The 24,021-nt window shown below is 40.2% G+C and carries 22 protein-coding genes and 6 tRNA genes; 21 read left to right on the forward strand and 7 right to left on the reverse strand.

What is annotated here, in order from left to right; genetic code table 11:
• Window positions 1-69 precede the first annotated feature (69 nt).
• The 8 genes from FC32_RS03780 (at window position 70) to FC32_RS03815 (ending at window position 1,906) form a co-directional block, all read left to right on the forward strand.
• A tRNA-Leu gene (locus FC32_RS03780) sits at window positions 70-154 on the forward strand.
• Window positions 155-161: 7 nt separating this feature from the next.
• Window positions 162-237, forward strand: a tRNA-Thr gene (locus tag FC32_RS03785).
• Between the two features lie 5 nt (window positions 238-242).
• Window positions 243-314, forward strand: a tRNA-Gly gene (locus FC32_RS03790).
• A 23-nt stretch (window positions 315-337) separates the two neighbouring features.
• Window positions 338-423 (forward strand) — tRNA-Leu (locus FC32_RS03795).
• A 21-nt stretch (window positions 424-444) separates the two neighbouring features.
• Window positions 445-518, forward strand: a tRNA-Arg gene (locus tag FC32_RS03800).
• A gap of 8 nt (window positions 519-526) precedes the next feature.
• Window positions 527-600 (forward strand) — tRNA-Pro (locus FC32_RS03805).
• 273 nt (window positions 601-873) lie between these two features.
• Complete coding sequence (locus FC32_RS03810; RefSeq protein WP_025088015.1) at window positions 874-1,089, forward strand: hypothetical protein; 216 nt, start codon at window positions 874-876, stop codon at window positions 1,087-1,089.
• Between the two features lie 73 nt (window positions 1,090-1,162).
• Window positions 1,163-1,906: a gamma-glutamyl-gamma-aminobutyrate hydrolase family protein gene (locus FC32_RS03815; RefSeq protein ID WP_025088016.1), complete on the forward strand. Its 744-nt coding sequence runs from the start codon at window positions 1,163-1,165 to the stop codon at window positions 1,904-1,906.
• Between the two features lie 64 nt (window positions 1,907-1,970).
• Here the strand turns inward: FC32_RS03815 and FC32_RS03820 are convergent, their stop codons facing one another.
• Window positions 1,971-3,338: a glutamate--cysteine ligase gene (locus FC32_RS03820; RefSeq protein ID WP_056957273.1), complete on the reverse strand. Its 1,368-nt coding sequence runs from the start codon at window positions 3,336-3,338 to the stop codon at window positions 1,971-1,973.
• A 26-nt stretch (window positions 3,339-3,364) separates the two neighbouring features.
• Window positions 3,365-4,693: a glutamate--cysteine ligase gene (locus FC32_RS03825; protein WP_025088017.1), complete on the reverse strand. Its 1,329-nt coding sequence runs from the start codon at window positions 4,691-4,693 to the stop codon at window positions 3,365-3,367.
• Window positions 4,694-4,894: 201 nt separating this feature from the next.
• Between FC32_RS03825 and FC32_RS03830 the strand changes: the two genes are divergently transcribed.
• The 3 genes from FC32_RS03830 to trxB all read left to right on the forward strand — a co-directional run bounded on the left by FC32_RS03830 (window position 4,895) and on the right by trxB (window position 6,893).
• Complete coding sequence (locus FC32_RS03830; RefSeq protein ID WP_025088018.1) at window positions 4,895-5,536, forward strand: ArsR/SmtB family transcription factor; 642 nt, start codon at window positions 4,895-4,897, stop codon at window positions 5,534-5,536.
• Window positions 5,537-5,636: 100 nt separating this feature from the next.
• On the forward strand, window positions 5,637-5,951 hold the full coding sequence (gene trxA / locus FC32_RS03835; protein ID WP_025088019.1) for a thioredoxin: 315 nt from the start codon (window positions 5,637-5,639) through the stop codon (window positions 5,949-5,951).
• A 15-nt stretch (window positions 5,952-5,966) separates the two neighbouring features.
• Complete coding sequence (gene trxB / locus FC32_RS03840) at window positions 5,967-6,893, forward strand: thioredoxin-disulfide reductase (RefSeq protein WP_056957274.1); 927 nt, start codon at window positions 5,967-5,969, stop codon at window positions 6,891-6,893.
• A 69-nt stretch (window positions 6,894-6,962) separates the two neighbouring features.
• Here trxB and FC32_RS03845 read toward each other — a convergent pair whose 3' ends face one another.
• Window positions 6,963-7,142: a hypothetical protein gene (locus FC32_RS03845; protein WP_025088020.1), complete on the reverse strand. Its 180-nt coding sequence runs from the start codon at window positions 7,140-7,142 to the stop codon at window positions 6,963-6,965.
• 288 nt (window positions 7,143-7,430) lie between these two features.
• Between FC32_RS03845 and FC32_RS03850 the strand changes: the two genes are divergently transcribed.
• A complete protein-coding gene (locus FC32_RS03850; protein ID WP_025088021.1) occupies window positions 7,431-8,759 on the forward strand; it encodes a ClC family H(+)/Cl(-) exchange transporter in 1,329 nt (442 codons plus the stop codon).
• A 50-nt stretch (window positions 8,760-8,809) separates the two neighbouring features.
• Here FC32_RS03850 and treC read toward each other — a convergent pair whose 3' ends face one another.
• Together treC and treR are read right to left on the reverse strand one after the other, a co-directional pair.
• A complete protein-coding gene (gene treC / locus FC32_RS03855; RefSeq protein ID WP_025088022.1) occupies window positions 8,810-10,471 on the reverse strand; it encodes an alpha,alpha-phosphotrehalase in 1,662 nt (553 codons plus the stop codon).
• Window positions 10,472-10,491: 20 nt separating this feature from the next.
• The gene (gene treR, locus FC32_RS03860; protein WP_035460298.1) at window positions 10,492-11,190 is read right to left on the reverse strand and encodes a trehalose operon repressor; all 699 of its coding nucleotides are present in this window, start codon (window positions 11,188-11,190) and stop codon (window positions 10,492-10,494) included.
• Between the two features lie 205 nt (window positions 11,191-11,395).
• Between treR and FC32_RS03865 the strand changes: the two genes are divergently transcribed.
• Window positions 11,396-13,315, forward strand: coding sequence for a PTS sugar transporter subunit IIABC (locus FC32_RS03865; RefSeq protein ID WP_025088024.1), 1,920 nt, complete (start codon window positions 11,396-11,398; stop codon window positions 13,313-13,315).
• 59 nt (window positions 13,316-13,374) lie between these two features.
• Here the strand turns inward: FC32_RS03865 and FC32_RS03870 are convergent, their stop codons facing one another.
• Window positions 13,375-15,273: a sugar MFS transporter gene (locus FC32_RS03870; protein WP_056957275.1), complete on the reverse strand. Its 1,899-nt coding sequence runs from the start codon at window positions 15,271-15,273 to the stop codon at window positions 13,375-13,377.
• 220 nt (window positions 15,274-15,493) lie between these two features.
• Entirely contained in the window at window positions 15,494-16,492 is a 999-nt protein-coding gene (locus FC32_RS03875) for a LacI family DNA-binding transcriptional regulator (RefSeq protein WP_035460296.1), read from the reverse strand.
• 241 nt (window positions 16,493-16,733) lie between these two features.
• Here FC32_RS03875 and FC32_RS03880 point away from each other — a divergent pair, with 241 nt between their 5' ends.
• From FC32_RS03880 to FC32_RS10955, 8 genes are all read left to right on the forward strand, one after another.
• A complete protein-coding gene (locus tag FC32_RS03880; protein ID WP_025088025.1) occupies window positions 16,734-17,129 on the forward strand; it encodes a hypothetical protein in 396 nt (131 codons plus the stop codon).
• Window positions 17,130-17,624: 495 nt separating this feature from the next.
• On the forward strand, window positions 17,625-18,476 hold the full coding sequence (locus FC32_RS03885; RefSeq protein WP_056957276.1) for a mucin-binding protein: 852 nt from the start codon (window positions 17,625-17,627) through the stop codon (window positions 18,474-18,476).
• Between the two features lie 193 nt (window positions 18,477-18,669).
• Window positions 18,670-19,485 (forward strand): sugar-phosphatase, encoded by an 816-nt coding sequence (gene yidA / locus FC32_RS03890; protein ID WP_025086667.1) that lies wholly within the window; start codon window positions 18,670-18,672, stop codon window positions 19,483-19,485.
• 57 nt (window positions 19,486-19,542) lie between these two features.
• Window positions 19,543-19,965: a hypothetical protein gene (locus tag FC32_RS03895; protein WP_025086668.1), complete on the forward strand. Its 423-nt coding sequence runs from the start codon at window positions 19,543-19,545 to the stop codon at window positions 19,963-19,965.
• Between the two features lie 80 nt (window positions 19,966-20,045).
• Window positions 20,046-22,274, forward strand: a complete 2,229-nt coding sequence (locus FC32_RS03900) for a heavy metal translocating P-type ATPase (RefSeq protein WP_056957277.1) — start codon at window positions 20,046-20,048, stop codon at window positions 22,272-22,274.
• Window positions 22,275-22,294: 20 nt separating this feature from the next.
• A complete protein-coding gene (locus FC32_RS03905; protein WP_025086669.1) occupies window positions 22,295-22,510 on the forward strand; it encodes a heavy-metal-associated domain-containing protein in 216 nt (71 codons plus the stop codon).
• Between the two features lie 176 nt (window positions 22,511-22,686).
• Complete coding sequence (locus FC32_RS03910; RefSeq protein ID WP_235722454.1) at window positions 22,687-23,658, forward strand: hypothetical protein; 972 nt, start codon at window positions 22,687-22,689, stop codon at window positions 23,656-23,658.
• Complete coding sequence (locus FC32_RS10955; RefSeq protein ID WP_235722457.1) at window positions 23,658-23,924, forward strand: hypothetical protein; 267 nt, start codon at window positions 23,658-23,660, stop codon at window positions 23,922-23,924. Before FC32_RS03910 ends, FC32_RS10955 begins: the two co-directional genes overlap by 1 nt.
• Window positions 23,925-24,021: the final 97 nt, after the last annotated feature.

A 24,021-nucleotide genomic window follows, 5' to 3' on the forward strand; every position in this document is an offset into this window, starting at 1 on the left:
GTAGAGCATCTGACTTTTAATCAGAGGGTCGACAGTTCGAGCCTGTCACGACTCATTTACGTCGATTTTGCGGGTGTGGCGGAATTGGCAGACGCGCTAGATTTAGGTTCTAGTGTCTTATGACGTGGGGGTTCAAGTCCCTTCACCCGCACCATTTTTATGCCGACTTAGCTCAGCTGGCAGAGCATCTGATTTGTAATCAGAGGGTCGGAGGTTCGAATCCTCTAGTCGGCACCATTTATGCGGAAGTAGTTCAGTGGTAGAACACCACCTTGCCATGGTGGGGGTCGCGGGTTCGAATCCCGTCTTCCGCTTGATCAGCATAAATGATGATCATGCCGGGGTGGCGGAACTGGCAGACGCACAGGACTTAAAATCCTGCGGTGAGTGATCACCGTACCGGTTCGATTCCGGTCCTCGGCATTTAACTAAATATTTTATTATGCACCCATAGCGCAACTGGATAGAGTGTCTGACTACGAATCAGAAGGTTGCAGGTTCGACTCCTGCTGGGTGCATTTTTTATCGGGAAATAGCTCAGCTTGGTAGAGCACCTGGTTTGGGACCAGGGGGTCGCAGGTTCGAATCCTGTTTTCCCGATTTTTTATTGCTTAAGGATCGTTCAAAAGGCTGAACGGTCCTTTTTTATATGGGTGTCCGGCAACTGTGAGATGGATATTCTTACGACACTGCTTACAAAATGTAGGGAGTGTTTTTTTACGCAAAAAATTGGTACGCGTACTAGAAATTGAACACTACTTTTTTAGCTAGACAAATTAATACTAACTAGCTCAGCAAAATGGTATAATCTAAGTACAAATTTTTACGATAACGTTTACTTTGGCATCAGAACAAGATTAGGGGGTAACTATCATGTTTACCACTGAGGAATTAGGTAAGATCGAACAAGTTTTAGCTAGTAGTCCAAGTTTAAATGAATATGAAGTAAAACAAGCCTTAAGAGCTTTGAATCGTAATGGCACATGTAACGTTCGTGACTTAGGTTATATTGAATACAAATTGGCTTATTTACCATTTGCTCATGCCATTCCAAGGTACAATGGAAATTTAAATATTTCTCGGTGGTAATACTTTTCATCTTTACTTAAAATTGTAAGTGTGGTATTTTTCAAGTAGTACAATTTTTAGGGGAGGGGATCTTATGCGACCACGAATTGCAATTCCGGCCGATACCTTGATCGAAGCTACCAACATAATCAATGAAAGAAATGCGCCGTATGCGCCTAGACCTGCGATCGAAGCGATCGTTAAATCAGGGGGCGCACCAGTGATCTTGCCAAGTGTCGATCCTAAATTTGTGGATGATTACATCGACTTATTTGACGGGATCGTTTTTGCAGGAGGCTTTGATGTTGATCCGACTTTTTATGGTGAAGAACCACATTTAAAGTTAGGAATGACTTATCGCAAGCGCGATCTTTTTGAGATGGCTTTGTTGCAACGAGCTGTTGCAGAGGGGAAAGCCATTTTGGGTATTTGTCGGGGAATGCAATTGATAAATGTTGGTTTAGGGGGAAATCTCTATCAAGATTTATCTGAAAATAAAGATATTTACGTTAAACACGATCAAGATGCACCCGGAAATTTACCTTCGCATCACGCCAATGTAACTACAGATTCGCGCCTATATCAATTAGTTGGTGCGCGTCCATATATCAATTCTAGACACCATCAAGCTTTAAAGCAGGCTGCACCTAGTTTAAAAGTCGTTGCTAAAGCCGATGATGGTGTGGTCGAGGCACTTGAGTCGATTGATAGTGATCAAATTTTGGCGTTACAATGGCATCCAGAAAATATGTATAAACATTACGAAAATTCACAAAATATTTTTGCTGACTTGATCAAACGAGCCAATGCCGTTGCTAAAAAAAGTCGCCGACAATAAAGAACTCCCGCTAAGGAGCTTCTTGTAATTGTGTCAATTACGAGAACTACTTAGCGGGAATTCTTTATCTACGACCTAAATTGGGATCCCAATTACCCCGAAATAGAGCTTGTTTTAACTCCTTAGCGCTGTATTGCCGATCTTCAAAACCGTCAAATTTTAAGATGGATTCTTGGGCTGCTCTTTGGTAACGTCGGGCGCGTCTTAAGGCATATTCTTCTAACGAATCATCTTTGATATATGCAAGTAACCGGGCACTAGGCGTTGTTTTTGCATTTTCGACCCGGTCCTCTAAATCGTCCAAAATTTCTTGGTATTCGGGTCCTAATTGGATCTGGTTAGCATAAAGTTCAAGACTTCTGATCAAGGCCCGCGCCTTATTTTGATATTTACATGTACTTAATGGATGTTCGGTCGCAACTTCTTCATTCATTTGATCGGCTTGTTTTAAAACGCGGTTTACTTCACCTGGTTTTAAAGCTGGACTCATGATCAAATAACTAGCTAAAAGACGAATAAATCGTAAAGTATCAGTTCTGATCCCGACTGAACTACTTGGATCTAGGTCAAGCATACGCAATTCGATATATTCGGCTCCAGTTTTAGGTAATTCTTGTAACACCGGATTTCCCTTAAACCGTACAGGACCATGGAACTCATAGTCTTTGATCAAGATCTTTTCTTTGACACCACGAGTTATTCGGTCTACATATGCTTGGACATTGGTATAATCACCAGCAAATTTATTGCCAAAACCAACAGAACTTTGGCGAACACTACGTACTGGATGCTCGAGTTTGAAATCATTGTCAAAATAATTTTCTTCAGCGATCGGACTAGCACCAAAAAGATAAGTGATCAACCAACGATAACGTACAAAACCTTGAGCTAAAATCTCATAGAGATAATTTTTAGCTTCAAGTTCAGTTTTAAAGCGATCGGGGAAATTTTTCAAAACAAGCTCGATGATATGCTGATCGACACTTAAATTGATATGGATCCCACAAGGCATACCCTCGGCAAAACGATGACGTCTAGCCCATTCTTTCAAGTAAGCCTCTTTTTCTGGTCCCCATTGGGCTAAGCGAATATGACTAGTATCTTTGGGCAACTTTGGTGGCATCGATAAGGGCCACAACAATTCACCTGGGGCCAAAGAAGAACGTAAAACGTTATTGATCCCATAGAGGTAATGCATCGCGTCCAAGGAATAGGCTGCCGGTGGAGTCACGATCTCAGACATCGTTTCGGTAAAGTCAGTCGTGATCCAGTTATTTGTTTTTTCATCACCGATACTTGCAGGATAAGGTTCCTGACTTAAGTTTCCTAGATCATCGATCCGATGCATTTCGACTTCGATCCCCATCGTAAAATCTGACGTTTTAGCAACAGCTTCATTTTCAAAGATCAATTTTCCGATTTTACTAAACATAACAGTATCCCCCTTTATTCTTTTGGTCAGCTCAATGCGTCAAGTGCAGTACTTAATTCAGCTGCAGTGTAAGTTCTAGTATCAAACATTTCAAAGTTTTCAATAGCTACTATTTGTTTTTGATATGTTCGGGCAAGTTTGAGTGCATAAGTTTGCAGTGAATCAGCTTGAACATATTGGAGCATTTGAGCACTTGGAGTCGATCGAGGCATTAAAATGCGTTGCCTTAATCGCTCTAAAAGAGTGTCATAACTTTTATTTAGCCTAAGTGTAGTTACAAAGTGGTGTAAACTTTCAAAAAAATCTAATGCTTCTGCTTGATAGCTACATTTGTCTAGTGGATCTTCTTTAGCGACAGCTTGATTGAACTGTTCTGCTTGTTTTAAAGTACGTTCAAGTTCAGATTTTTTTAGCGGGGGCATTAGTAAAAAGTACCCCGCTAAAAGGATGATGAAACGCAAGGTATCTAATTTGATCCCTTGTGGGCTAGTTGGATCTAAGTCAAGCATCCGCAATTCGAGATATTGAGCCCCCACACGTTTGAGATCAGCCAAAGTTTTTGGCCCTTTAAATCTAATTGGTCCATGAAAATCATGATCCTCGATCAATTGACCAGTAGCGATCCCCATATCTAACCGCTCGACATAAGCTGCAACACTTGAATAATCCCCCGAAAATTTTGTGCCAAAACCTAAGTCACTTTGGCGAATGCTGCGAAATGGATGCGGCGGCTTGGTAGTGGGTGCAAAATAGTTTTTTTCGGCTAGCGGACTAGCTCCGAATAAATAAGTCAACAACCACTGATAACTAATGAATCCTTGGGCTAAAGTTTCATAAGCATAGTTTTTAATCAACATTTCGTTTGGAAAATGTCTTTTGATCAACTCACACAAAGAATCATTTAAACTTAAATTGATATGAACACCGCACGGAGTCCCCTGTGCAAAGCGGTGTTTAGCGATCCAAGTTTGAAAATAGGCCTCCATTTGTGGGCCACGTTTTGAAAGTGTTAATTCGCTCGTATCGGCAGGTAAAGCTGGTGGCATCGACAAGGGCCAAAGTAGTTCGGACGCTTGTAAACTTGTCCGTAGTAGTCCATTGATACTAGCGAGATATCGTAAGGCTTTTTTTGGATCAGTTGTTTGAGGTGTCACTACTTCAGACATCGTCTCTAAAAAATCAGTTGTGATCCATGGATTGAACTGGGCATTACCCAGTTGTTTTGGGTATGGTGCACGACTAAACTTGCCATCTTGTGCGATCCGATGCATCTCAACTTCAAGCCCGATATTAAAATCAAACAGAGTGGCTACTTTATTTTGCTGAATAATGGAATCTCCTAATTTGCTAAACATAGCACGTCCCCCTTGTAAGAGTAGCCTAGTAAGTGATCTTGTGTTATTAAAAATTATGTTAGACACATTATACTATATTTAAAAAAATATAAAACGGATTTTATTGTTATTTTTGGTTTTTTTTAGAAGTTTTAGTTTGACGTTAATAAAAAAATAGCTTAAACTATTCAAATGAACAGTTGATTAGCTGGGAGGTAAACGATGGAAACAATAAATGCACGCAAGTATAGTGAACAACTTTATGGAGAACTTGCTAAGATCGGTAAGTGTTTATCGAGTAGTCGTAGATTAGAATTGTTGGAACTTTTGACGCAGTGTGAAAAAACAGTTGAAAATCTAGCGCACGAGACCCAGATGAGTATCGCTAATACGTCAAAGCATCTACAAGTTTTATACGGTGCTAATTTAGTAAGACGCCGTAAAAACGGAAATTTTGTAGTTTACTCATTAGCTTCAAAAAATGTAGCTACCTTAGCTGATAGTTTAAAAACAGTAGGCGAGGAACGTTTGGCTGAGATAAAAGAACTCCAAGCTGATCTGTTTCAAGCAGAATTAACATTAACTAAAGCTAAAGCGTTGCAAGCTAATAAAAATGCTTTATTTTTAGATGTGCGTCCCCAAGATGAATATCAAGCCGGCCACATTCAAGGAGCGTTGAATATCCCGATCGCTCAATTAGAAGAACATTTTACAGTTTTACCAAATGATCAAGTGATCATTGTTTATTGTCGCGGGAAAATGTGTAGTTATGCTAAAGTTGCGACTAAATTACTTAAAAAAAAGGGATATAAGGCGTATAGTTTAGATTATAGTTATTACGATTGGGTAACTGATAAAAAGTAAGTATTAAAGTGTTGCGCAAAATCGAAAAGCGTGATATAGTTTACTTATTCAATTAATCAGTTGAATAGAAGTGTGTTCAACGGAGATGTGAGGTAAAAAAATGGTTAAAGAATTTACAGATAAAAATTTTGCAAGTGCGACAGCTGAAGGTGTAGTGTTGATCGATTTTTGGGCTACTTGGTGTGGTCCATGTCGGATGCAAGGGCCGATCATTGAACAATTAGCTCAAGAGATGGGCGATCAAGTTACTTTTGGTAAATTAGACGTAGATGAGAATCCAAAAACAGCGCAAGAATTCCAAATCATGTCGATCCCAACTTTAATGATCAAAAAGGATGGTCAAGTGGTCGAAACATTAGTTGGTGTTCACATGAAAGAACAACTTAAGGAAGCTTTAGCAAAATATCTTGCTTAATGAGGTGGAAAAAAGATGACAAAGAAATATGATGTAGTTGTAATCGGTGCTGGCCCTGGGGGAATGACCGCAGCGCTTTACGCTTCACGCGCTAATTTAAAAGTAGCAATGCTTGATCGCGGAATCTATGGCGGTAATATGAACAATACAGCCGAGATCGAAAACTATCCTGGGTTTAAGATGATCACGGGTCCTGATCTTTCCGAAGAAATGTATAAGAGTGCCACTAACTTTGGGGCTGAATTCGTTTATGGTAACGTTGAAGGCCTTGAAGTCAAAGAAGATGGCACAAAGCTCGTTAAAACAGACAGTGATGACCTCGAAGCACCAGTCGTGATCATCGCTACGGGCTCACAAAGTCGCAAATTAGGTGTTAAAGGCGAAGAAGAATATGGTGGCCGAGGTGTTTCTTATTGCGCGGTCTGCGATGGTGCCTTTTACAAGAATCGTGATGTAGTTGTGATCGGTGGGGGTGACTCTGCGGTCGAAGAAGGGATTTATTTAGCTAATTTGGCCGATAAAGTTACCGACGTACACCGCCGTGATACTTTACGTGCACAAAAGATCTTACAAGATCGTGCCTTTAAAAACGATAAGATCGACTTTGTCTGGGATACAACAGTAGAAGAGATCTTAGGAGATGAACAAAAAGTAACAGGGGTCAAGTTGCACAACAAGAAGACCGGTGAAGATTCAACGCTTGCTGCGGATGGTGTCTTTATTTATGTTGGTTCGATCCCAATGACAGAACCATTTAAAGATTTAGGAATCACTGATGAAAAAGGCTGGATCATCACTAATGATAAGATGGAAACATCGATCCCAGGTGTCTTTGCGATCGGTGATGTTCGCCAAAAACTTTTGCGTCAAATTACGACCGCAGTAGGCGATGGCGGGATCGCTGGCCAAGAAGCCTTTAACTATATTGAAAGTCATAAATAATTAAGTTCAAATAAAAACGGTACTAACGGAAAAGTTCCTTAGTACCGTTTTTTTATGTATAATAATAGCTCAATCGAATTCACTAATATAATCTGTATCTTCTTTAGTATCAAAAGCACTGTCGGATAACTCACTTTCAGACACTTGCGTGGAACCAGTGTGAGTATAAGAATAATACGCACAGTAAGCAAGGGCTAAAACGACCAAGAGCGCAATTAGATAGCTCAAAAAGATGGTTGTTTGTTTCATGTTGAAAAATCGTTTCTCTCTTTTTTTATTCCTGGTTACTAAAAGTAACACAACGTTAAAAATTATCGCATATTGAAAAAAGGACTGTCTATAAAAATTATAGAATCGAAAAAAATTGTTTTTGCCTTTTAATTTAGTTAGGGGACTAAAGCGGTAGTAAGTGGAATAGGGCACCATTTATAAAAATGAAGACTCTAAATAAAGATTAAAGTGAAATTTAACTCTAGTGATAAGTGCAAGAAAAATGGTATGATTATTAAAGATTTTTAGATATAAGGATGTGTAATTTTGGTCAAACGTGCACGTGATGTTCTTAATCGTCCTTTTGCTCCGCGGTTTTTAAAACTGGTATTTCAAGGAGTCTTCATTGGATTGGTGACGGGGATCGTGGTCAGTTTATTTCGCTGGTTGATCGATCATACTTTACAATTTTTATTCGTTTTATACCCATATCTTGCCAAACATCCCCTGTACATAATTTTTTATGCGTTGTTATTAGTTGGCGTTTGCTGGCTTTTAGGAAAAATCTTAAAATATGATCTGACAAATTTAGTCGGTTCAGGGGTACCGCAGATCGAGGCGGTTTTAACCGGTGAAAATAAGATGAACTGTTGGCAGATCTTATGGCGCAAATTTGTTGGTGGCCTCTTGGCGATCTGTCCAGGGTTGCTTTTAGGGCGCGAAGGTCCATGTATCCAAATGGGCGCTTGTATTGGTCAAGGATTCGCCAGAGATGCTTTTAAAACGAGCGAAGATGACCAAAAAATCTTGATGGCTGCTGGGATCGCTGCTGGACTTTCGGCTGCTTTTAGTGCTCCTTTAGCTGGGGTGTTATTTTTGCTAGAAGAAGTGACCACTTCATTTAAAACTAAGATCTGGATCACGGCCTTAGCTGCAGCCTTGGCAGCTGATTTTGTAACTTTGGTGACTTTAGGTGCTAAGCCAAGTATGTACCTTAAGATCACACCTTCATTTACGCAGGCTAATTTATTTGTCTTTATTGCGTTGGGGTGTGTGATCGGCATTTTAGCCTTTGGTTATCAATACACGATTTTAGATTTAAAATTCTTTTACAGTAAACTAAAGGCGATTCCTAAAGTTTATCACAGCATTGTACCGCTACTCTTGACGATCCCACTTGGGTTGTGGAATGCGAAACTTTTAGGCGGTAGTCATGACTTTATCAATTATGTGATCGATTTAAGTTTAGGTAGCAAAGATTGGCTCCAACTCTTAAAATTACTCGTGCTGTTCTTTGTGATCCGGTTTGTTTTTTCGATGATCTCTTATGGTGCTTCGGTTCCTGGCGGGATCTTTATGCCGATTCTTTCTTTAGGTGCGATCATTGGTTGTATTGCTGGGATAAGCTTGCTTCAATTTGGTGTGATCGAACAAAGCCAATATTTAGGGGTCGTTTTGATCTCAATGGCTGCTTATTTTGGGGCGATCGAAAAAGCACCGTTTACGGCGATCGTTTTATTAACGGAAATGGCAGGGTCATTAGCCCAAGTCTTTCCCCTTGTGTTAGTAACGTTTGTCGCTTATGTGGTCAACGAATGGTTTGGTGGACGACCAATTTACACGGCTTTACGTGAAGAAATGACTTTTGAAAACTAACAAAAAGCATTACCTTACACTGATTTTAAGCGTAGGGTAATGCTTTTTTGCTATTTTGTTTTAAATGCTAGTGTTTCGTATGGCTCGAGCGTGAGTTCTTTAGGTAATTGGTCGTAAGTCCGTTCGTAGTTAGAACATAAAACTGCCCCTGCACCGATTTTTTCAGGGAGTTCAAGGGTAACTTTTTTGTCGTAGAAATTATTGAAAACAAATAATTTTTCGGGGCTGTCAGTTAAGTAACGTTCATAAGCAAAGACTTGGGGATGACTAGCAAATAATTCTTTGAAATGCCCATCAGAGATCAAAGGTTCTTGTTTACGCAGTGCGATCAGTTTTTGGTAGAAGTTAAAGATCTGGCCATTAGCTAATTCTTCTACAACATTGATCTGTGCTTGCCCGGTCGGCATCAACCACGGTTTAACGTCTGAAAAGCCCGCAAATTCGGTAGCATCCCAGTGCATTGGCGTCCGAGAATTGTCACGTGCTTTGGTAGTAATGATCTCAAAGGCCTCGGTTGGTGACATGCCTTGTTTTAAGAGAGCATCGTAGGCGTTTTTAGCTTCAACATCGACATAGTCAGCGATCGAAGTATAGGTTGGATCGATCATCCCTAACTCTTCGCCCATATAAATAAATGGTGTACCTCGTAAGAAATGGATCGTTGAAGCCAGCATTTGCGCCGATTTGATGCGGTAGTTTTGGGGATCACCGAAACGATTTAAGGCAAATGGTTGATCATGGTTGTTCCAAAATAAGGCGTTCCATCCGCCCCCTTGATCCATTTGAATTTGCCAATCACTGAGACATTTCTTAAGTGCCATAAAATCAAACGGCATCTTCGTCCACTTTTTGCCGTCACGATAGTCGACTTTTAGGTGATGGAAAGTAAAGACCATCGCTAATTCATGTTCTTTTGGATCGGAGTATTTGATCGAGGCCGGAAAACTAGTGGAAGACATTTCACCCACGGTAACGATCTCTTTATCTTGGCCAAAGGTTTTTTCATTTAATTCTTTGATATATTGGTGAACTACCGGTGTATCAGTATAAAGCATTTTTTCTTGGTTTGGATCGCTTGAATCGACCAAGTTTTCATCTTTACCGATCACGTTTAACACATCGAAGCGGAACCCTTTGACGCCTTTTTGACGCCAAAAATTAACGATCTCAAACGCTTCTTGACGAACATCGGGATTATGCCAGTCAAGATCAGCTTGGGTTTTGTCGAACAAGTGAAGGTAATAAAGATCAGTGTCGCCAAATTTTTCCCAGGCAGGCCCACCGAATTTTGATTGCCAGTTTGTCGGTAAGGAGCCATCAGCTTTAGCGGGGCGTAAGTAGAAATATTTTTGATATTTTTCATCGCCAGTTAGTGCTTTTTTAAACCATTCATGTTCAGTGGAACAATGGTTTAAGACCATATCAAGCATGACTTCGATGTTAACGGCTTTTAATTTCGCAACGAGCTCTTCAAAATCAGCCATCGTCCCAAAGCGGGGATCAATTTGGCGATAATCGGCAATATCATAGCCATTATCGTTTTGGGGGGAGACATAAAACGGATTAAACCAGATCATGTCGATATTTAACTTAGCTAAATAAGGGATTTTTTCAATGATCCCCCGTAGATCACCAAAGCCATCGCCATTAGAATCATAAAATGATTTGGGATAGATTTGATAAATAACTTTTTTTCCTAATTGTGTTTGCATGTCTCTTTTGCCTCCTTAGGTCAGTGGTTTAGTTTTTTGCGCCGCGCAAAGTCAATGAATTTGAATTTGTCAGGGCGATGATATGAAGTTGTGAGTTGAAAAGGCGTTGTGTCCGCAAGATAAGATAAACTGCGGACTACAACGGCAGGCTCATTAGCCTTTAGTGCTAATTTTTCGGCGATCGCAGGTTCAACTTGTTCAACCGTGATCTCCTTAGTAGCGTAGTCAATCTCCAAGCCTAACTCATTTTCTAAATAAGCGTAGAGCGAATGTTGCGCCACGTCTTTTGGTAAAACCGTGATCGGTGGATCTAACAGATAGTCTTGATCTAAAACGGCTGGCTGTTGATCAATGATGCGCAACCGTTCGATAAAGATCGCTTTTTTGGCTTCGATCGGTGTTTGCCCGAAATATTTAGGTGCAGCGCCTGTTTTTTGTTGGAGCACCTTAGTTTGAGCGTGTAACCCAAGTGAGTCATTTAATTCTTGGAAACTAGTGATCCCCGAGATCGGGAACGTATATTTTTGGATATCTAAGACTAAAGAACCTTTGCCTTTTAATTTTTGGATCAAGCCTAATTCTGCCAGATGATTAAGTGCCTTGCGGGTAGTTTCACGTGATGTCCCGTAGAGTTCGCAGAGTTGCTTTTCACTAGGTAAAAAATCGCCTGGCAAGAATTGTTGGTGTTTGATCTTTTCGGCGAGATCTTGTGCGATCATCTCATGTTTTAAGCCCAAATTATCACATCCTTTAGTTAACGTTTTCTCTATTGTAACACAGATGTCTATACATGTACAAAAAGATTTATTTACTTTAATATCAACGTTGTAAATGTTTGCAAAAAAGTGTTGACAACATGTATAGACATCATGTATATTAAATGCAGAAAAAAACGAAAGCGTTTTAAAAACGGAGGGAAAAATAATGGCAACAAATAAGGTTGTGTTAGGGGCACCTGCTGCCGGCCAAGCAATTGCCCTTGATAAAGTACAAGATGAAGTATTTTCGACCGGGATGATGGGACAAGGTTTTGGCCTAGAACCAGTAGGCGAAGAAATTGTTGCTCCCGTAGCGGGTGAGATCACGATGATCGCTGAATCAAAACATGCGATCGGAATCGTGACTAAAGAAGGACTTGAAGTTTTGATCCATATGGGGATCGATACGGTAGGACTTCACGGTGAACCTTTTGAACTAGCGATCGAAGTCGGACAACAAGTTACAGCCGGTCAAAAGATCGCCAATATGGCACTAGAAAACATTAAGTTAGCAGGCTTGCAAACAACGATCATGGTTTTGATCACTAATTCAGCCGACAAATTAGCTGGTTTAGATGTAGAAGAGTTAGAAGTTGTAGCGGGACAAACCGTTGCGACAGCTTATGTTAAAGCAGCACTAAAGAAAAATGGCAAACTCAACTATGATGCTTTAGCCGATGTCATCATCGAAAATGTCGGGGGAAAAGAAAACGTCAATAATTTAATTCATTGTATTACTCGTTTGCGCTTCTACTTGAAAGATGAAAAACTTGCTAATGATGATGTTTTGCGAAATACTGACGGTGTGATCGATGTTATGCATGCTTCGGGGCAATATCAAGTCGTGATCGGCAATGAGGTTACGAATGTCTTTGATGCAGTCATGAAAAAAATGCCAGCTCTAAGCGAACAAGATACACCACAAACAGCGCCAGAAGATGATGACCGTAATCCAGTCAGTCGCGCATTTAGCAGTTTGATCGGGATCATTACCGGTTCAATGAGTCCAGTTGTGGGTGTGATCGCAGCTGCCGGGATCATCAAAGGTTTACTTGCGTTATTGACCTTGCCACAGTTGGGTGGTTTGCTTGATGTCAAAGATACTGCCTATATCACGGTAAGCTCGATCGCTGACGCTGCCTTTTATTTCTTACCGATTTTAGTTGGTTTTTCGGCGGCTAAACGTTTAGGGGGCGATCCAATCGTTACGGCGGTGATCGGGGGCGTCTTGACTTATCCACAATTAGTTGATTGGGGAAAAAATTTCAAAGACATGTTTAGTATCGGTGGCTTTGAATTCCAGTTCTTAAACTATACGTATTCGATCTTCCCAATGATCTTAGCTGCCTATCTGGCTAAGAAATTAGGGGATTGGTTGAAGAAAGTCTTGCCTAACTATCTGCAAATGATCTTTAATCCACTTATTACGGTTCTAGTTGTTTCAGTTGTAACCTTAGTGATCACTGGTCCGATCATCCAAGGTGCTGCTAATGGGATCGCTGATTTCATCAACTGGTTAGTTCATGTTTCTGGCTGGGCTGGTGGTTTGCTCATTGGTGGGTTCTATCAGTTGCTCGTTATTTTCGGGCTCCACTGGGGTGTGGTACCATTGGTCGCACAACAGCTCTCGGCTAGTGGCCAAAGTTCATTAAATGCGATTATCTCAGTTACGATGGTTTCACAAGGTGCCGCTGTTTTAGCGGTTGCGATCAAGTCACGTAAAAATGACATGAAATCATTAGGGATCGCCGCTGCAATCTCTGCTTTTTGTGGGGTAACAGAACCTGCGATCTATGGGATCAACTTGCGCTACCGTAAAGTCTTTATTTCCGGCTTGATCGGTTCAGCAGTAGGGGGCTTTATCACCGGTTTGATGCACGGAACGATGTTTGGTTTTACTGGCTCTTTGATCGGATTCCCATCATTTTTCAACCCGGCACAACCAACAGAATTAACTAGTTTTTATGCCTTCTTATTCTCTAGTGTAGCTGCCTTAGTGATCAGTTTCTTAGTAACTTGGTTCTGGGGCTACAACGATGAGATGGAAATGGGCAAAAAAGTTGAAAAGAAAAAACGTCCAAGCTAAAAAATAACTAAAAAAAGAACCACCTTTGACATTTTAACGTCAAGGGTGGTTCTTTTAGGTTAGTTTGATTTTAAAGTAACGTTAGCAACAACTTCACCATGTTTGAGCTGTTGGTCGACGTTTAATTTCAAGTTGGCGATATTTCGTGGTTGAGTGAAAAAGACGATCACGGAATCTGATAGACCAGCTTGTTTAAGGACTTCAGGATCAAATTCTAACAGTAATTGTCCCGCTTTAAAATGCTGTCCGTCAGCATAATGCGTAATAAAACCATTACCACGTAATTTTACGGTATCAATGCCCACATGGATGACGACTTCTAAACCGTCGTTGGCGACTAATCCCAAGACGTGTTTAGTTGAGAAGGTGAAGTGAACTTGACCATCAAACGGAGCGTAGATTTTATTTTCAGTTGGCTTGATCGTAAAGCCTGTTGCCTTGAAATCAGGCAATTGCTCGTTAGGAAGGGCTTTAACAAAACCAGAAACTGGTGCTAATAATGTAATTTTCTTACCGGGATCGGTGATCGCCACGGCTGTTTTCCCAGCTGCAAGTTTATCTTTTAGTTCTTCCACGATCGTCGCATGTTTCTTTTCAGAAAGTTTGACTTTAGTTAAAAAGATCACTAAGGCTAATACGGCAAGCACTAAAGGTATGTAGAAGGCCAAACTTTCAAAAACTTTGATATCTTTAGCGGTCATGTTGGCAGCAGTAGCCGAACCAGTCATGCCAGCTGCTAAAGCAATATAACCGACTAAGCCGTTGGCAAATGCGCCTGTCAATTTATCGATCATCGGACGGACAGCTAAGACGACTGCTTCGTTACGTTCACCGGTCTTTAATTGTCCGTATTCGATCGCATCAGTCAACGTCAAAACGGTTACAAGTTGAGCGAAAGTGATATTGAATAAGATCAAACCAAGGATCAATAAAAAGATATTTTCCCGCGCAAAAATAAAAATGAAATATGAGCTGATCATACAGCATTGTCCAAAACAAAAGAGCCATTTACGTGGGATGAATTTATTTAAGATCGGATAGATCGGAGCGGTAAAAAAGCCGACTAAAATGGCGATCAATCCGGCGATACTAAAATATTGGGGCTTGCCTAAAATGAACTTAAAGAAATAATAAAAGACCCCATTAGTGACAACATTAGCTAACGAATACATAAAATAAGCTAAACTTGCCCATAAGATCTGGTCATTTTTGGCTAGCCCTAAAAAGACATCTTTAAAGGTCGTCTTTTGTTTGGCGGCAGAACGGATCAAGTTATCCTTTTCATTTGTCCCTTTGACTACGATCACCGCACAAATCACGGCTAAAAGGGAGATGATCCCCGCAAAGACGAGCCAGCCAAAGGCACCTTGGGTATGTTTGCCAGTTTTTATAAAAGTAAAGTAAGTCACGATCGGAACAACGATGATCGTTAAACCATTCCAACCGATCGCCCCACTAAACGAGCCTAGAGACGTGTAGATCCCACGTTCTTTACTGTCTTCACTCAAAGCAGGGACCATGCCCCAATAAGACACATCGGAAAATGAATAAAAGACATCTAGTAAGACAAATAAGATCACAAATAAAATTGCAAAAGCGATCCAATTAACGTTTACTAATCCAAAGATCCCGGTAAATAAGATGATCATGATGATAGCGCTGACAACATTACCCAGCAAAATCCATGGTTTAAATTTTCCCCAACGGGTCTTAGTGTTATCCACGATATTACCTAAGAGCGGATCAATAAAGATCTCAAAGACGCGGATGATAACGATCAAGCTGGTGACTAAGCCGATCAACTGTCCGGCTATTTTGGATGAAAGTTTACTGAATAATCCTGCAGTGACAAAAACGATAAAGTAATTGCTTAAGACCCCGTAAAAGGCAGCATGGCCTAAATTACCCATGGCAAAAGCAAATTTAGAAATCCAAGAATGTGCATGTGTTTTTTGCATAATAATAATCCCCCTGAATGCAAGTTAACTTGCATCTTTCAGTTAGCTGTTGAATTCAGGTCTAATGATACAACTATTTACTTAATAAGTAAATAAAATTACTAAATTTTCAGTAAATAAAAACCGCAGATCGGTAAAATCTGCGGTGAAATAAGCTGAAATAGAGCTTGTTTGTGGTAAATGTCAATTAAGCTAATCTCTGCATTGTTAGGGAGAATAACTAAAAGCTTTTACGTTTGACTAGTTCGGTGTCAATGAAAGCGTGGATCTTAGCCCGCGTTGGTCGCTCTAAGGCATCAACTAATAAATTGATCGCTGTTTGGCATAATTGTGTTTGATCAATGTTGTAAGTTGTCAGTGGGGGAGAAACGTATTTAGAGATCTCAATATTGTTGATACTGATCAAAGCGATATCTTTAGGAACCATGATCCCAGCGGCGTTAAAAGCTTGTAACACTCCGATTGCCAACGGATCAGCAGCGACAATGAAAGCTTCGGGAAGCTCACCTTTAAGGGTTTTAAGGATCTCTTTACCCAATTCATAACCGTTAGCGGTCGTAAAGGGTCCTTTAACAAAATAAAATTTTTCTGAGAAGACACCGAGTCGTTTTGCCCAATTTTCAAAAGCAAAAGCCCGTGGATCTTGGGGATATTGCTGAGTTCCCATGATAAAGCCTTCCCCACCAATAAAGCCGATTTTTTGTTTTTTAGCTACAATCAGACGTTCTAAAGCATCCAAGATCGTTTGCGAAAGATCTGGCTGGACTGAATCAAAAAGTTTAGGTGCCGGGTCAATGTCTAAAAAGACGCCCAAAGGTAAAACTTTAGCTAATTGTTGTAATTTATCGGCTGGTAGAGGTTGAGCTCCGATGCCAATGAATCCCTCAAATTTTTTACCTTGTGTGATCAATTCGTCAAGTTGTTCAAAGCAAGTTAGCTCAAAATTAGCATCTTCACCTAAAGAGAGTAACGTTTCTTTGAGTGTGTTGAAATAGATATCTTGAAGTTCTTCTTCAGCGGTAAAACTGAGCAAAAGCGCAATTTTGTGGTCCAACAGAAGTTTGTTATGCCGTTTACCATAGCCCAAGTGTTGCGCAACTGTAAGGATTTTATTGCGAGTCGCGGGGGTAACGGAAAGTGTCGGGTCGTCATTTAAGAGTCGCGATACAGTAGCAGGTGAAAAACCTGATTCTTGTGCGATTTGTTTGATCGTTACCATGTGGATCTTCCTTTGTTAGAGTTATGTCTTTATTTTACATGATGGTCTGATATTTTACTAATTAGTTGTATCATATATAATTTTTTGCTTAACTTTTTCATAAATAATCTTATTTTTTGTTTAACAGCAATTAGTTATGACTGTTTTTAGTTGACCCTTAAAATGGGCTGATTATAAAATTATAGTTGTTAAATTAATTTAAGTTATTGGTTAAAAAATATTATTTACGGAGGCAATGAAGATGAGTGAAATCTTGTTGAAAGAAGATGATAAGACAGTTAAATTGAGTGTTCCTTATGGGTATTACGTTTTTGCTGAAATGTCTACGATGACAGAATTTAACGTAAAAATGACCCTACGTGACGGTCATTCTAAAAAAGAATCATTTGTAGGTGAACGTCACAGTAAGGAAACTTTACCACCGATCCGTGGGTTTTATCAATGTGATTATGATGAGACCGAATTATATTTGCAGATCGAAGAGCCGGTAGAACTAGATATCAGAGTCGATAGTACCGATCTTTATGATGAAAATGAAGAGCTAGCCGTACGTACGGTAACTGTAGTCGGCAGAGATATGGCTGATGATAAGTATAATGATTTTATGTTGCATTTGACGATTATGCGCTGTGCTTAATAGATGTGCTCTAAATAAAGGCTGAGTGTGAGTAACAAAAGAGAATAATAACCTTTTGGTGTGAATTTTATAATTAGAAAGCGCATCAAGAAACAATGGAAGCCCTTTTTAGCGGAGATATATTTTTCAAAATATTAATTAAAAAAATAAAATTAAAAACAACTATGTATTTATAGTGAAAAATTAGTAAATTTATGCATAAAAAATAGTATTATAGTAATAAATATTGATTTGAATGTTTTTATGCTATTCAAACAGCATAAAAATTCAGATCAACAGCGTTTCGGGTTATTTGTTTTTGGGAGATGAAGCCTCATCTAAAGTAAACAGATGGGGTGTTTTGCCTTGCTTTCCTACTCAGTTAAAGGAGACGGTGTTGCTTTAAGCGTGTTTTTATGGATTTTGTTTTTTAGTAATTTAGGAGAGTGATTCGGTATTTTTATTGATGGAATAGCAATTAAATATGATCGGCTAGCTGATAATAAAGTAAAGTTGGTGTTTGTTGATGCTGCCGATTTGAGTTCTCCCCGAAAACTTTATTCAAAAGATGAGCAAAAATTGGTCAGTGAAGATATCGTTACCAGTGAACAGCGAAAAACTTATGAGCGAATCGAGCTGCTTTTTGGAGGGCTTTATCGCCGAACTGGACAAACTTTGCAGTTTACCGGTGATGATACGATCTCTGAGCTAAAGTTACAAGATATGGCAGGAAATCATCTAGGCAAAACAGCTTCAGATCTTGCATCTCCAGTAACAGATGGGGTCGTCTATGTCCCCTTAAAATTTACTAAGGCTCAGGTCGATTATGAATTTTTCGGACTTAAATCTGAAAGAGAATCTGCTTTAGTAGCTGAATATAGTGCGACTAAGCATGAACAAACGACCACAAAAACTTATTTAACGACTAAGTTTGTTGATCCTAAGGGACGTGCTTTACGTCGGGCAAGACGCCAAAAAGTATTGTGGAATATTTGCCGTAAGATCGACATTATCAGTGGTAAGATCCTTGAGTATTCAAAAATTCCCGAAAAACTGAGTTATGCTACTGAAAAAAGCCCAGTGATCCCGGGGTATATTGCAGAAACTCCAGGAATAGTTCAAACAGAATTAGAAGTTAAAGAACAAAATATCACCTATCAACAAATTGGACAGATCGTTGCGATCAATCAAAGTGGTGATCTCTTAAAAAAGATCCCTTATCGCAATGATCAACAAGATGCAACTAAGGCGGCGGAAACACTTTTGCCTAAGATCAAGGGTTATCATCGCACGGTGGAAAACGAAACGATCGTGCCACATGATCCGTTGCGTGATATTACGATCAAATATTGTAAAAATTGTAGTTAATTTTTAAACGACTTGCACATTAGGTGGAGGTCGTTTTTTGTATCCATAGATAGACTTGATTTTAGCAGTATATCATTAAGTAATGTGCGCTAAAAATGATATACTAGTTTTTGAAACTGTAGGGTGGTATTAAGAATATCGCTAAGGATTTTAGGAAAGGAAAACTATTTTTGATAAATAGTTAGGGAAGAAAATGAGTATTAAGATGATCGCGATCGACATTGACGGAACTTTAGTCAATGATCAAAAAGAAATTGGCGCAAAAACACGGCAAAAAATTATGGAGGCTAGAAAAAAAGGCCTTTACGTTGTTTTATGCACGGGTCGTCCACTTTCTGGCGTTGAACGATATTTAAAAGAGTTAGAGCTAGTCAGTGAACAAGATTATGCGATCACGTTTAATGGGGCAAAGGCGCAAGTTACTGGCAATGGGAAAGTTGTGTTTGAAAATTTACTCACTAAGAAACAGGTAGTCGCGCTAGATGCTTTAAGTCACGAACTAAAGATCAAAGGACAGATCGTGATGCCTGATTCGCATGTTTATACGACGTTTAGAGATATTAGTCCATATACTGTGGTAGATGCTTTTTATACCAAAATGCCACTCCATTATCGGACACCAGCAGAAATCGCTGAATTACCTGCTGCAGCTAAATATATGTGGGTCGATGAACCTGAGATCATTCAAGCCACATTAGCTGCACTTGATGAAGAACTTTTAGGTGAATATTACGTTGTTTTGAGTGCGCCATGGTTCTTTGAAATGATGGCACCTAAAGCTAATAAAGGTGATGCCGTGATCGAATTAGGCAAACATTTGGGCATCAAACCAGCTGAGATCATGGTCTTAGGGGATGAAAATAACGATTTGACCATGTTTGAGTTGGCAGGCTTTGGAGTCGCAATGGGCAACGCAAATGAACAGATCAAACAATTAGCCCAGGCAGTCACGACTGATAATAATCATGATGGTGTTGGCGAAGCGATCGAAAAGTATGTTTTGAAATAAGATTTTTAAGAAAGGAAAAGCTATATCGAGTTAGGCTCATATAGTAGTTATTTTATTATGGGAATTATCGTAACATTTTTCACGCACCGGTGGTATGTGTTTTTGATGGGATTATTGTATTGGTTGGCAATGAAATATTTAGCTAAAAATACGCGTCATGCGCGTGAGATCAGCCAAGTTTCGGCAACTTTACAGATTTTGTTTTTATTGATCTATACAGGCTCGACACTGTGGCTATTGTCTGCGGGGGAAGCAACGAGTAAAGCCTATACGTTATTTACGTTAGTAACAAGTATTGGTGGGGCTTTAGTGGTCACGACACTCTTTATCATGTTGTTATATCGCGTAGCTACGGCTAAGTTTTTAGCACGTTTCCCAGAGTGGGGCAAAAACTTATATCGTTTCGCCATTTTTGGAGCATTAGGCTTTATCTCTTATCCTACGATCGCGATCATCACCACGTTATATTACGGATGGTAAACCAAAGCTTTGTAGTTAACAGGCGTAACTAAGTGTGTTAAACTACAAATGTAAACAAACATCCTTAGAAGGTGAAGGCGATGCAAAAAGACGATTTCAGTATTGAAGGGATGGTCTGTGCTAGCTGTGCGCAGACGATCGAAAAGGCGGTCTCAAATCTTGATGGGGTCGAAGATGCCGCTGTTAATTTAGCAACAGAAAGTATGAAAGTTAGCCATGCAGAAAAATTAACTGCAACAGACATTATCCAAGCCGTCAAAGACGCAGGCTATGACGCCAAAGTCAGTCAAGCGCTCAGTCAGGCTCAAGTTGCAGCCAAAGAACAAGCGACGGCTAAAAGACTACAACAAAAACGCACTGCCATGATCTGGGCACTAGTTTTTGCGGTGCTTTTGATGTTAGTGGCAATGGGCTCGATGTTAGGTTTACCAGTGCCACATTTTTTAGATAGCATGCATGCGCCTAAAAGTGGGGCGCTCATCCAGCTTCTCTTAGTTTTGCCGATCTTGTGGTTTGGGCGCAGTTATTTGATAACTGGGGCGAAAGCTCTTTATAAACGGCACCCCAACATGGATTCTTTAGTACTGGTCGGAAGTGGAGCAGCTTTGATCTATAGTGTGGTCAATACGGTAAATACGTGGCTTACAGGTGTTCATTATTCGCTATATTATGAAGCAGCGGGGATGATCATTGCGTTAGTGATGTTAGGTAAATACTTGGAAGATAGCTCCAAGCAAAAGACTAATTTTGCTTTGACCTCGTTGTTGAATTTAGTGCCTAAAAAGGCTTTATTAGTGCTAGCCGATGGTAAGACAAAAGAAGTCTCGGTCAGTGACCTTAAAGTTGGCGATAAGTTTTTAGTGCAAGCTGGTCAAAGTATTCCAGTTGACGGCAAGGTCCTTTCGGGGCAAACGAGTGTAGATGAATCAATGTTAACAGGTGAGAGCTTACCACTTACTAAAACAGTAGGTGATCAAGTGGTTGCTGGAACGGTCAGTCAAAATGGGCAGATCACCTGTGAATCAACGCGTGTAGGGAGTCAGACCGCATTGGCGCAGATCGTTAACTTGGTCGCTCAAGCGCAAGGCTCTAAGGCACCGATCGCTCGTTTAGCGGATAAGATCTCGGGGTATTTTGTGCCAGTTATCATGGTGATCGCTTTTATCGGAGCGTTAGCGTGGTATCTAACGGGGAGCTCGTTGAGTTTTAGCTTAACGATCTTTGTGTCGGTTTTAGTGATTGCTTGTCCGTGTGCGCTTGGCTTAGCCACCCCCACGGCGATCATGGTCGGAACTGGTAAGGGTGCCAGTGAAGGGATCTTATTTAAAAATGGGACTGCACTAGAACAAGCAGCTCAGATCCAGACCGTCGTTTTAGATAAAACCGGGACTTTAACGCAAGGAAAGCCTAGTGTTACCGATGTTTTAGGCGCTGCTGGGATCAAAACAACGGAAGTTTTGCGTTTTGCTGCGAGCTTGGAATTTTACGCTAAGCATCCACTAGCACATGCGATCTTAGTGGCAGCAAAAGAGCAAGCAAACTTTGTTGTTAAAAATTTTGAAACTTTACCGGGCTTTGGGATCCAAGGTGAGATCGACGGTAAAATGTATTTTTTAGGCAATGAAAAATTGATGCATCAAGCGGTAACAACGGAATCGGAGCTTTTTTTGCAGGCAGAACAATTAAAAGCTGCGGGAAAAACGGTGATGTTTTTAGGTGTAAAAGCACAGATGCTTGGGGTGATCGCGGTCCAAGATCCACTAAAAGCTGACAGCCGTGAAGCAGTACAACAGTTGCATTCTTTAGGATTAGAAACGATAATGTTAACTGGAGATAATACTAAAACGGCAACGGCGATCGCACAACAAGTCGGGATCAAAAATGTGATCAGCGAAGTTTTGCCCCAAGATAAGGCACAAGTTATTCAAGAACTACAAGAAAAAGGAAAACACGTCGCAATGGTCGGCGACGGGATCAATGATGCACCAGCGTTGGCTTTGGCCGATGTCGGAGTAGCAATCGGTAACGGGACCGATGTTGCGATCGATTCGGCCGATATCGTGTTGATGAATTCGGATTTAAGTTCGTTAGTCAAGGCACTTAAGCTCAGTCAAAAGACGATGCTAAACATCAAGGAAAATCTTTTTTGGGCATTTTTCTATAACTGTTTAGGGATCCCTGTGGCTTTAGGTGTTTTAACTTTCTTTGGTGGACCGCTATTAGACCCAATGATCGCAGCGGCCTGCATGAGTTTAAGTTCGGTTTCAGTTGTGTTAAATGCGTTACGGTTGAACCGGGTCAAATTTTAAATATGAAAGGAAGATCTATCATGGAAAAACATACAGTTAAAGTTGAAGGTATGAAGTGCGAAGGTTGTGCGAAAAAGGTCGAAGAAAGTTTGAGCCGTTTAGTGAAAAACGTTAAGGTTGATCTTAAAAAGAAAACAGCAGAATACATCGGTGATGAAACGATTGATCATTTAAATGATACTTTAGAAGGTACACCATATTCGGTAACTAAATCGGTGATCGACAGCGAAAAGTAATTTGACTATAGAGCTCAAGGCTAAAAAACTTGAGCTCTATTTTTTTTAATATTACTAGCGTGTAAACAAGCGTAAAATGATGGTGACAGCAGTGGGAACTGTCAGGCAATTATGGAAATGGGGTAAGCAAAAAAAGAAAGGAAGCTATTGTTTTTTATAGCTAAATGGTGGGGAAAATGTATGATTATCGTACTGAAGTAAAAGAACTACTGGAAATGACTGGGGCTTCACAAAATGAATTATGTTTGACTGCTAAGGCGATCAAAGTGATTTTAAAAATTGCCCAAGTAAAAGAGGTGCCGCCAGTTCCAACGAATGATACTACTGAGATAACAGCTAAAAAAACAGAACCTCAAACAGCAGAGCAAGTCCCCGATAAACAGGTGTTAAAGCCGACTACTCCGCCGATAAAAACGGAAAAAGTAAAGATCGATCGCACGTTACAAACTTTGCAGACGCTTTTATCAACTCGAGGGGAAAATGAAGCTTTAACTAACTGGATCAAGCGTGATCCTAAAATTTATGACCAACTTTTTGAGTTAGTCATGGTCTATCGGGTGTCGACCAGACGCAAAGGGTTTAAAGCTTATAACAAGCAAAAACATGAGCTTAAATTTAATGAATTTGTCCGTAACCAATTTAAACCTAAAAATGGGGATGCCTTAGTTGTGTCTAATTCACACACTAAAACACCGCGTATCATAAAAGTCATTCACCAACCTGAAAACGAATACCACCAAAATACTGTGACATTTGATCAAGGTGTAGTGGAACTAGATGAAAATCAAAGATTAGTCGTCCAAAAAGATGTTGCCGGTAATCCATTACTAGTAGATGAAAAGCCCTTTAGTTATCAGCTCACACCGCATAGCAAGGCACAAGTAGGTAGTGTCGTACGTTTGCGCTGGTATAAAGATAAAGTCGGGCAACGACAAAATGAAGATCTTGCCTTAGCATGGATCTATCCTAAGCAGACCGTTAACCGGATCCCTGCAACGCCACTAAAGAAAACCGGGCTGACCAAAGTCAAATATCAGCCGACGATCGAGTTTGATCTTGCTGGTGCAACGGTCGGGATCGTGGTCGGAAGAGAACTTTACCATGATAAATACGCTGCGATCGTTCAAGCTCACGGGGGGATTTATTAATGGTCGACGCCTTTTATCATCGACGTAATCCCGAAGTTTATTTTTCAAGACGACTTTCGCAAGCTGACTATGTAGTAATGGTCCAAAATCAAAGTAAGCACAATACGAGTTATGCATTGGCTAAGATCAAAGAGCAGTTTAAAGGTTTTGCGATCGCTAAAAACTTAACGGGTCTGCAAGTTGAACAAGCGATCTACCGTGCTTTTGAGGGCCTGCCCGCCTTTGTCGACCAGACTGTCAGTGCGCAACGTTCAGCCATCATATAAAGAGCTTAAGAACTTGATCAAGGAAATTTTCTGCGATCAAGTTTTTTGTTAAAATAAAAATTGATATTTTTGTGAAAAAAATCACAAATACGAGCGA

Source organism: Ligilactobacillus apodemi DSM 16634 = JCM 16172, assembly GCF_001434405.1.
Taxonomy (GTDB): Bacteria; Bacillota; Bacilli; order Lactobacillales; family Lactobacillaceae; genus Ligilactobacillus; species Ligilactobacillus apodemi.

Bases quoted from the DNA above. Each gene is read 5' to 3' on its own strand.
- FC32_RS03810 (WP_025088015.1), top strand. From the start codon at position 874: ATGTTTACCACTGAGGAATTAGGTAAGATCGAACAAGTTTTAGCTAGT.
- FC32_RS03815 (WP_025088016.1), top strand. From the start codon at position 1,163: ATGCGACCACGAATTGCAATTCCGGCCGATACCTTGATCGAAGCTACC.
- FC32_RS03820 (WP_056957273.1), bottom strand. From the start codon at position 3,338: ATGTTTAGTAAAATCGGAAAATTGATCTTTGAAAATGAAGCTGTTGCT.
- FC32_RS03825 (WP_025088017.1), bottom strand. From the start codon at position 4,693: ATGTTTAGCAAATTAGGAGATTCCATTATTCAGCAAAATAAAGTAGCC.
- FC32_RS03830 (WP_025088018.1), top strand. From the start codon at position 4,895: ATGGAAACAATAAATGCACGCAAGTATAGTGAACAACTTTATGGAGAA.
- trxA (WP_025088019.1), top strand. From the start codon at position 5,637: ATGGTTAAAGAATTTACAGATAAAAATTTTGCAAGTGCGACAGCTGAA.
- trxB (WP_056957274.1), top strand. From the start codon at position 5,967: ATGACAAAGAAATATGATGTAGTTGTAATCGGTGCTGGCCCTGGGGGA.
- FC32_RS03845 (WP_025088020.1), bottom strand. From the start codon at position 7,142: ATGAAACAAACAACCATCTTTTTGAGCTATCTAATTGCGCTCTTGGTC.
- treC (WP_025088022.1), bottom strand. From the start codon at position 10,471: ATGCAAACACAATTAGGAAAAAAAGTTATTTATCAAATCTATCCCAAA.
- treR (WP_035460298.1), bottom strand. From the start codon at position 11,190: ATGATCGCACAAGATCTCGCCGAAAAGATCAAACACCAACAATTCTTG.
- FC32_RS03865 (WP_025088024.1), top strand. From the start codon at position 11,396: ATGGCAACAAATAAGGTTGTGTTAGGGGCACCTGCTGCCGGCCAAGCA.
- FC32_RS03870 (WP_056957275.1), bottom strand. From the start codon at position 15,273: ATGCAAAAAACACATGCACATTCTTGGATTTCTAAATTTGCTTTTGCC.
- FC32_RS03875 (WP_035460296.1), bottom strand. From the start codon at position 16,492: ATGGTAACGATCAAACAAATCGCACAAGAATCAGGTTTTTCACCTGCT.
- FC32_RS03880 (WP_025088025.1), top strand. From the start codon at position 16,734: ATGAGTGAAATCTTGTTGAAAGAAGATGATAAGACAGTTAAATTGAGT.
- yidA (WP_025086667.1), top strand. From the start codon at position 18,670: ATGAGTATTAAGATGATCGCGATCGACATTGACGGAACTTTAGTCAAT.
- FC32_RS03895 (WP_025086668.1), top strand. From the start codon at position 19,543: ATGGGAATTATCGTAACATTTTTCACGCACCGGTGGTATGTGTTTTTG.
- FC32_RS03900 (WP_056957277.1), top strand. From the start codon at position 20,046: ATGCAAAAAGACGATTTCAGTATTGAAGGGATGGTCTGTGCTAGCTGT.
- FC32_RS03905 (WP_025086669.1), top strand. From the start codon at position 22,295: ATGGAAAAACATACAGTTAAAGTTGAAGGTATGAAGTGCGAAGGTTGT.
- FC32_RS03910 (WP_235722454.1), top strand. From the start codon at position 22,687: ATGTATGATTATCGTACTGAAGTAAAAGAACTACTGGAAATGACTGGG.
- FC32_RS10955 (WP_235722457.1), top strand. From the start codon at position 23,658: ATGGTCGACGCCTTTTATCATCGACGTAATCCCGAAGTTTATTTTTCA.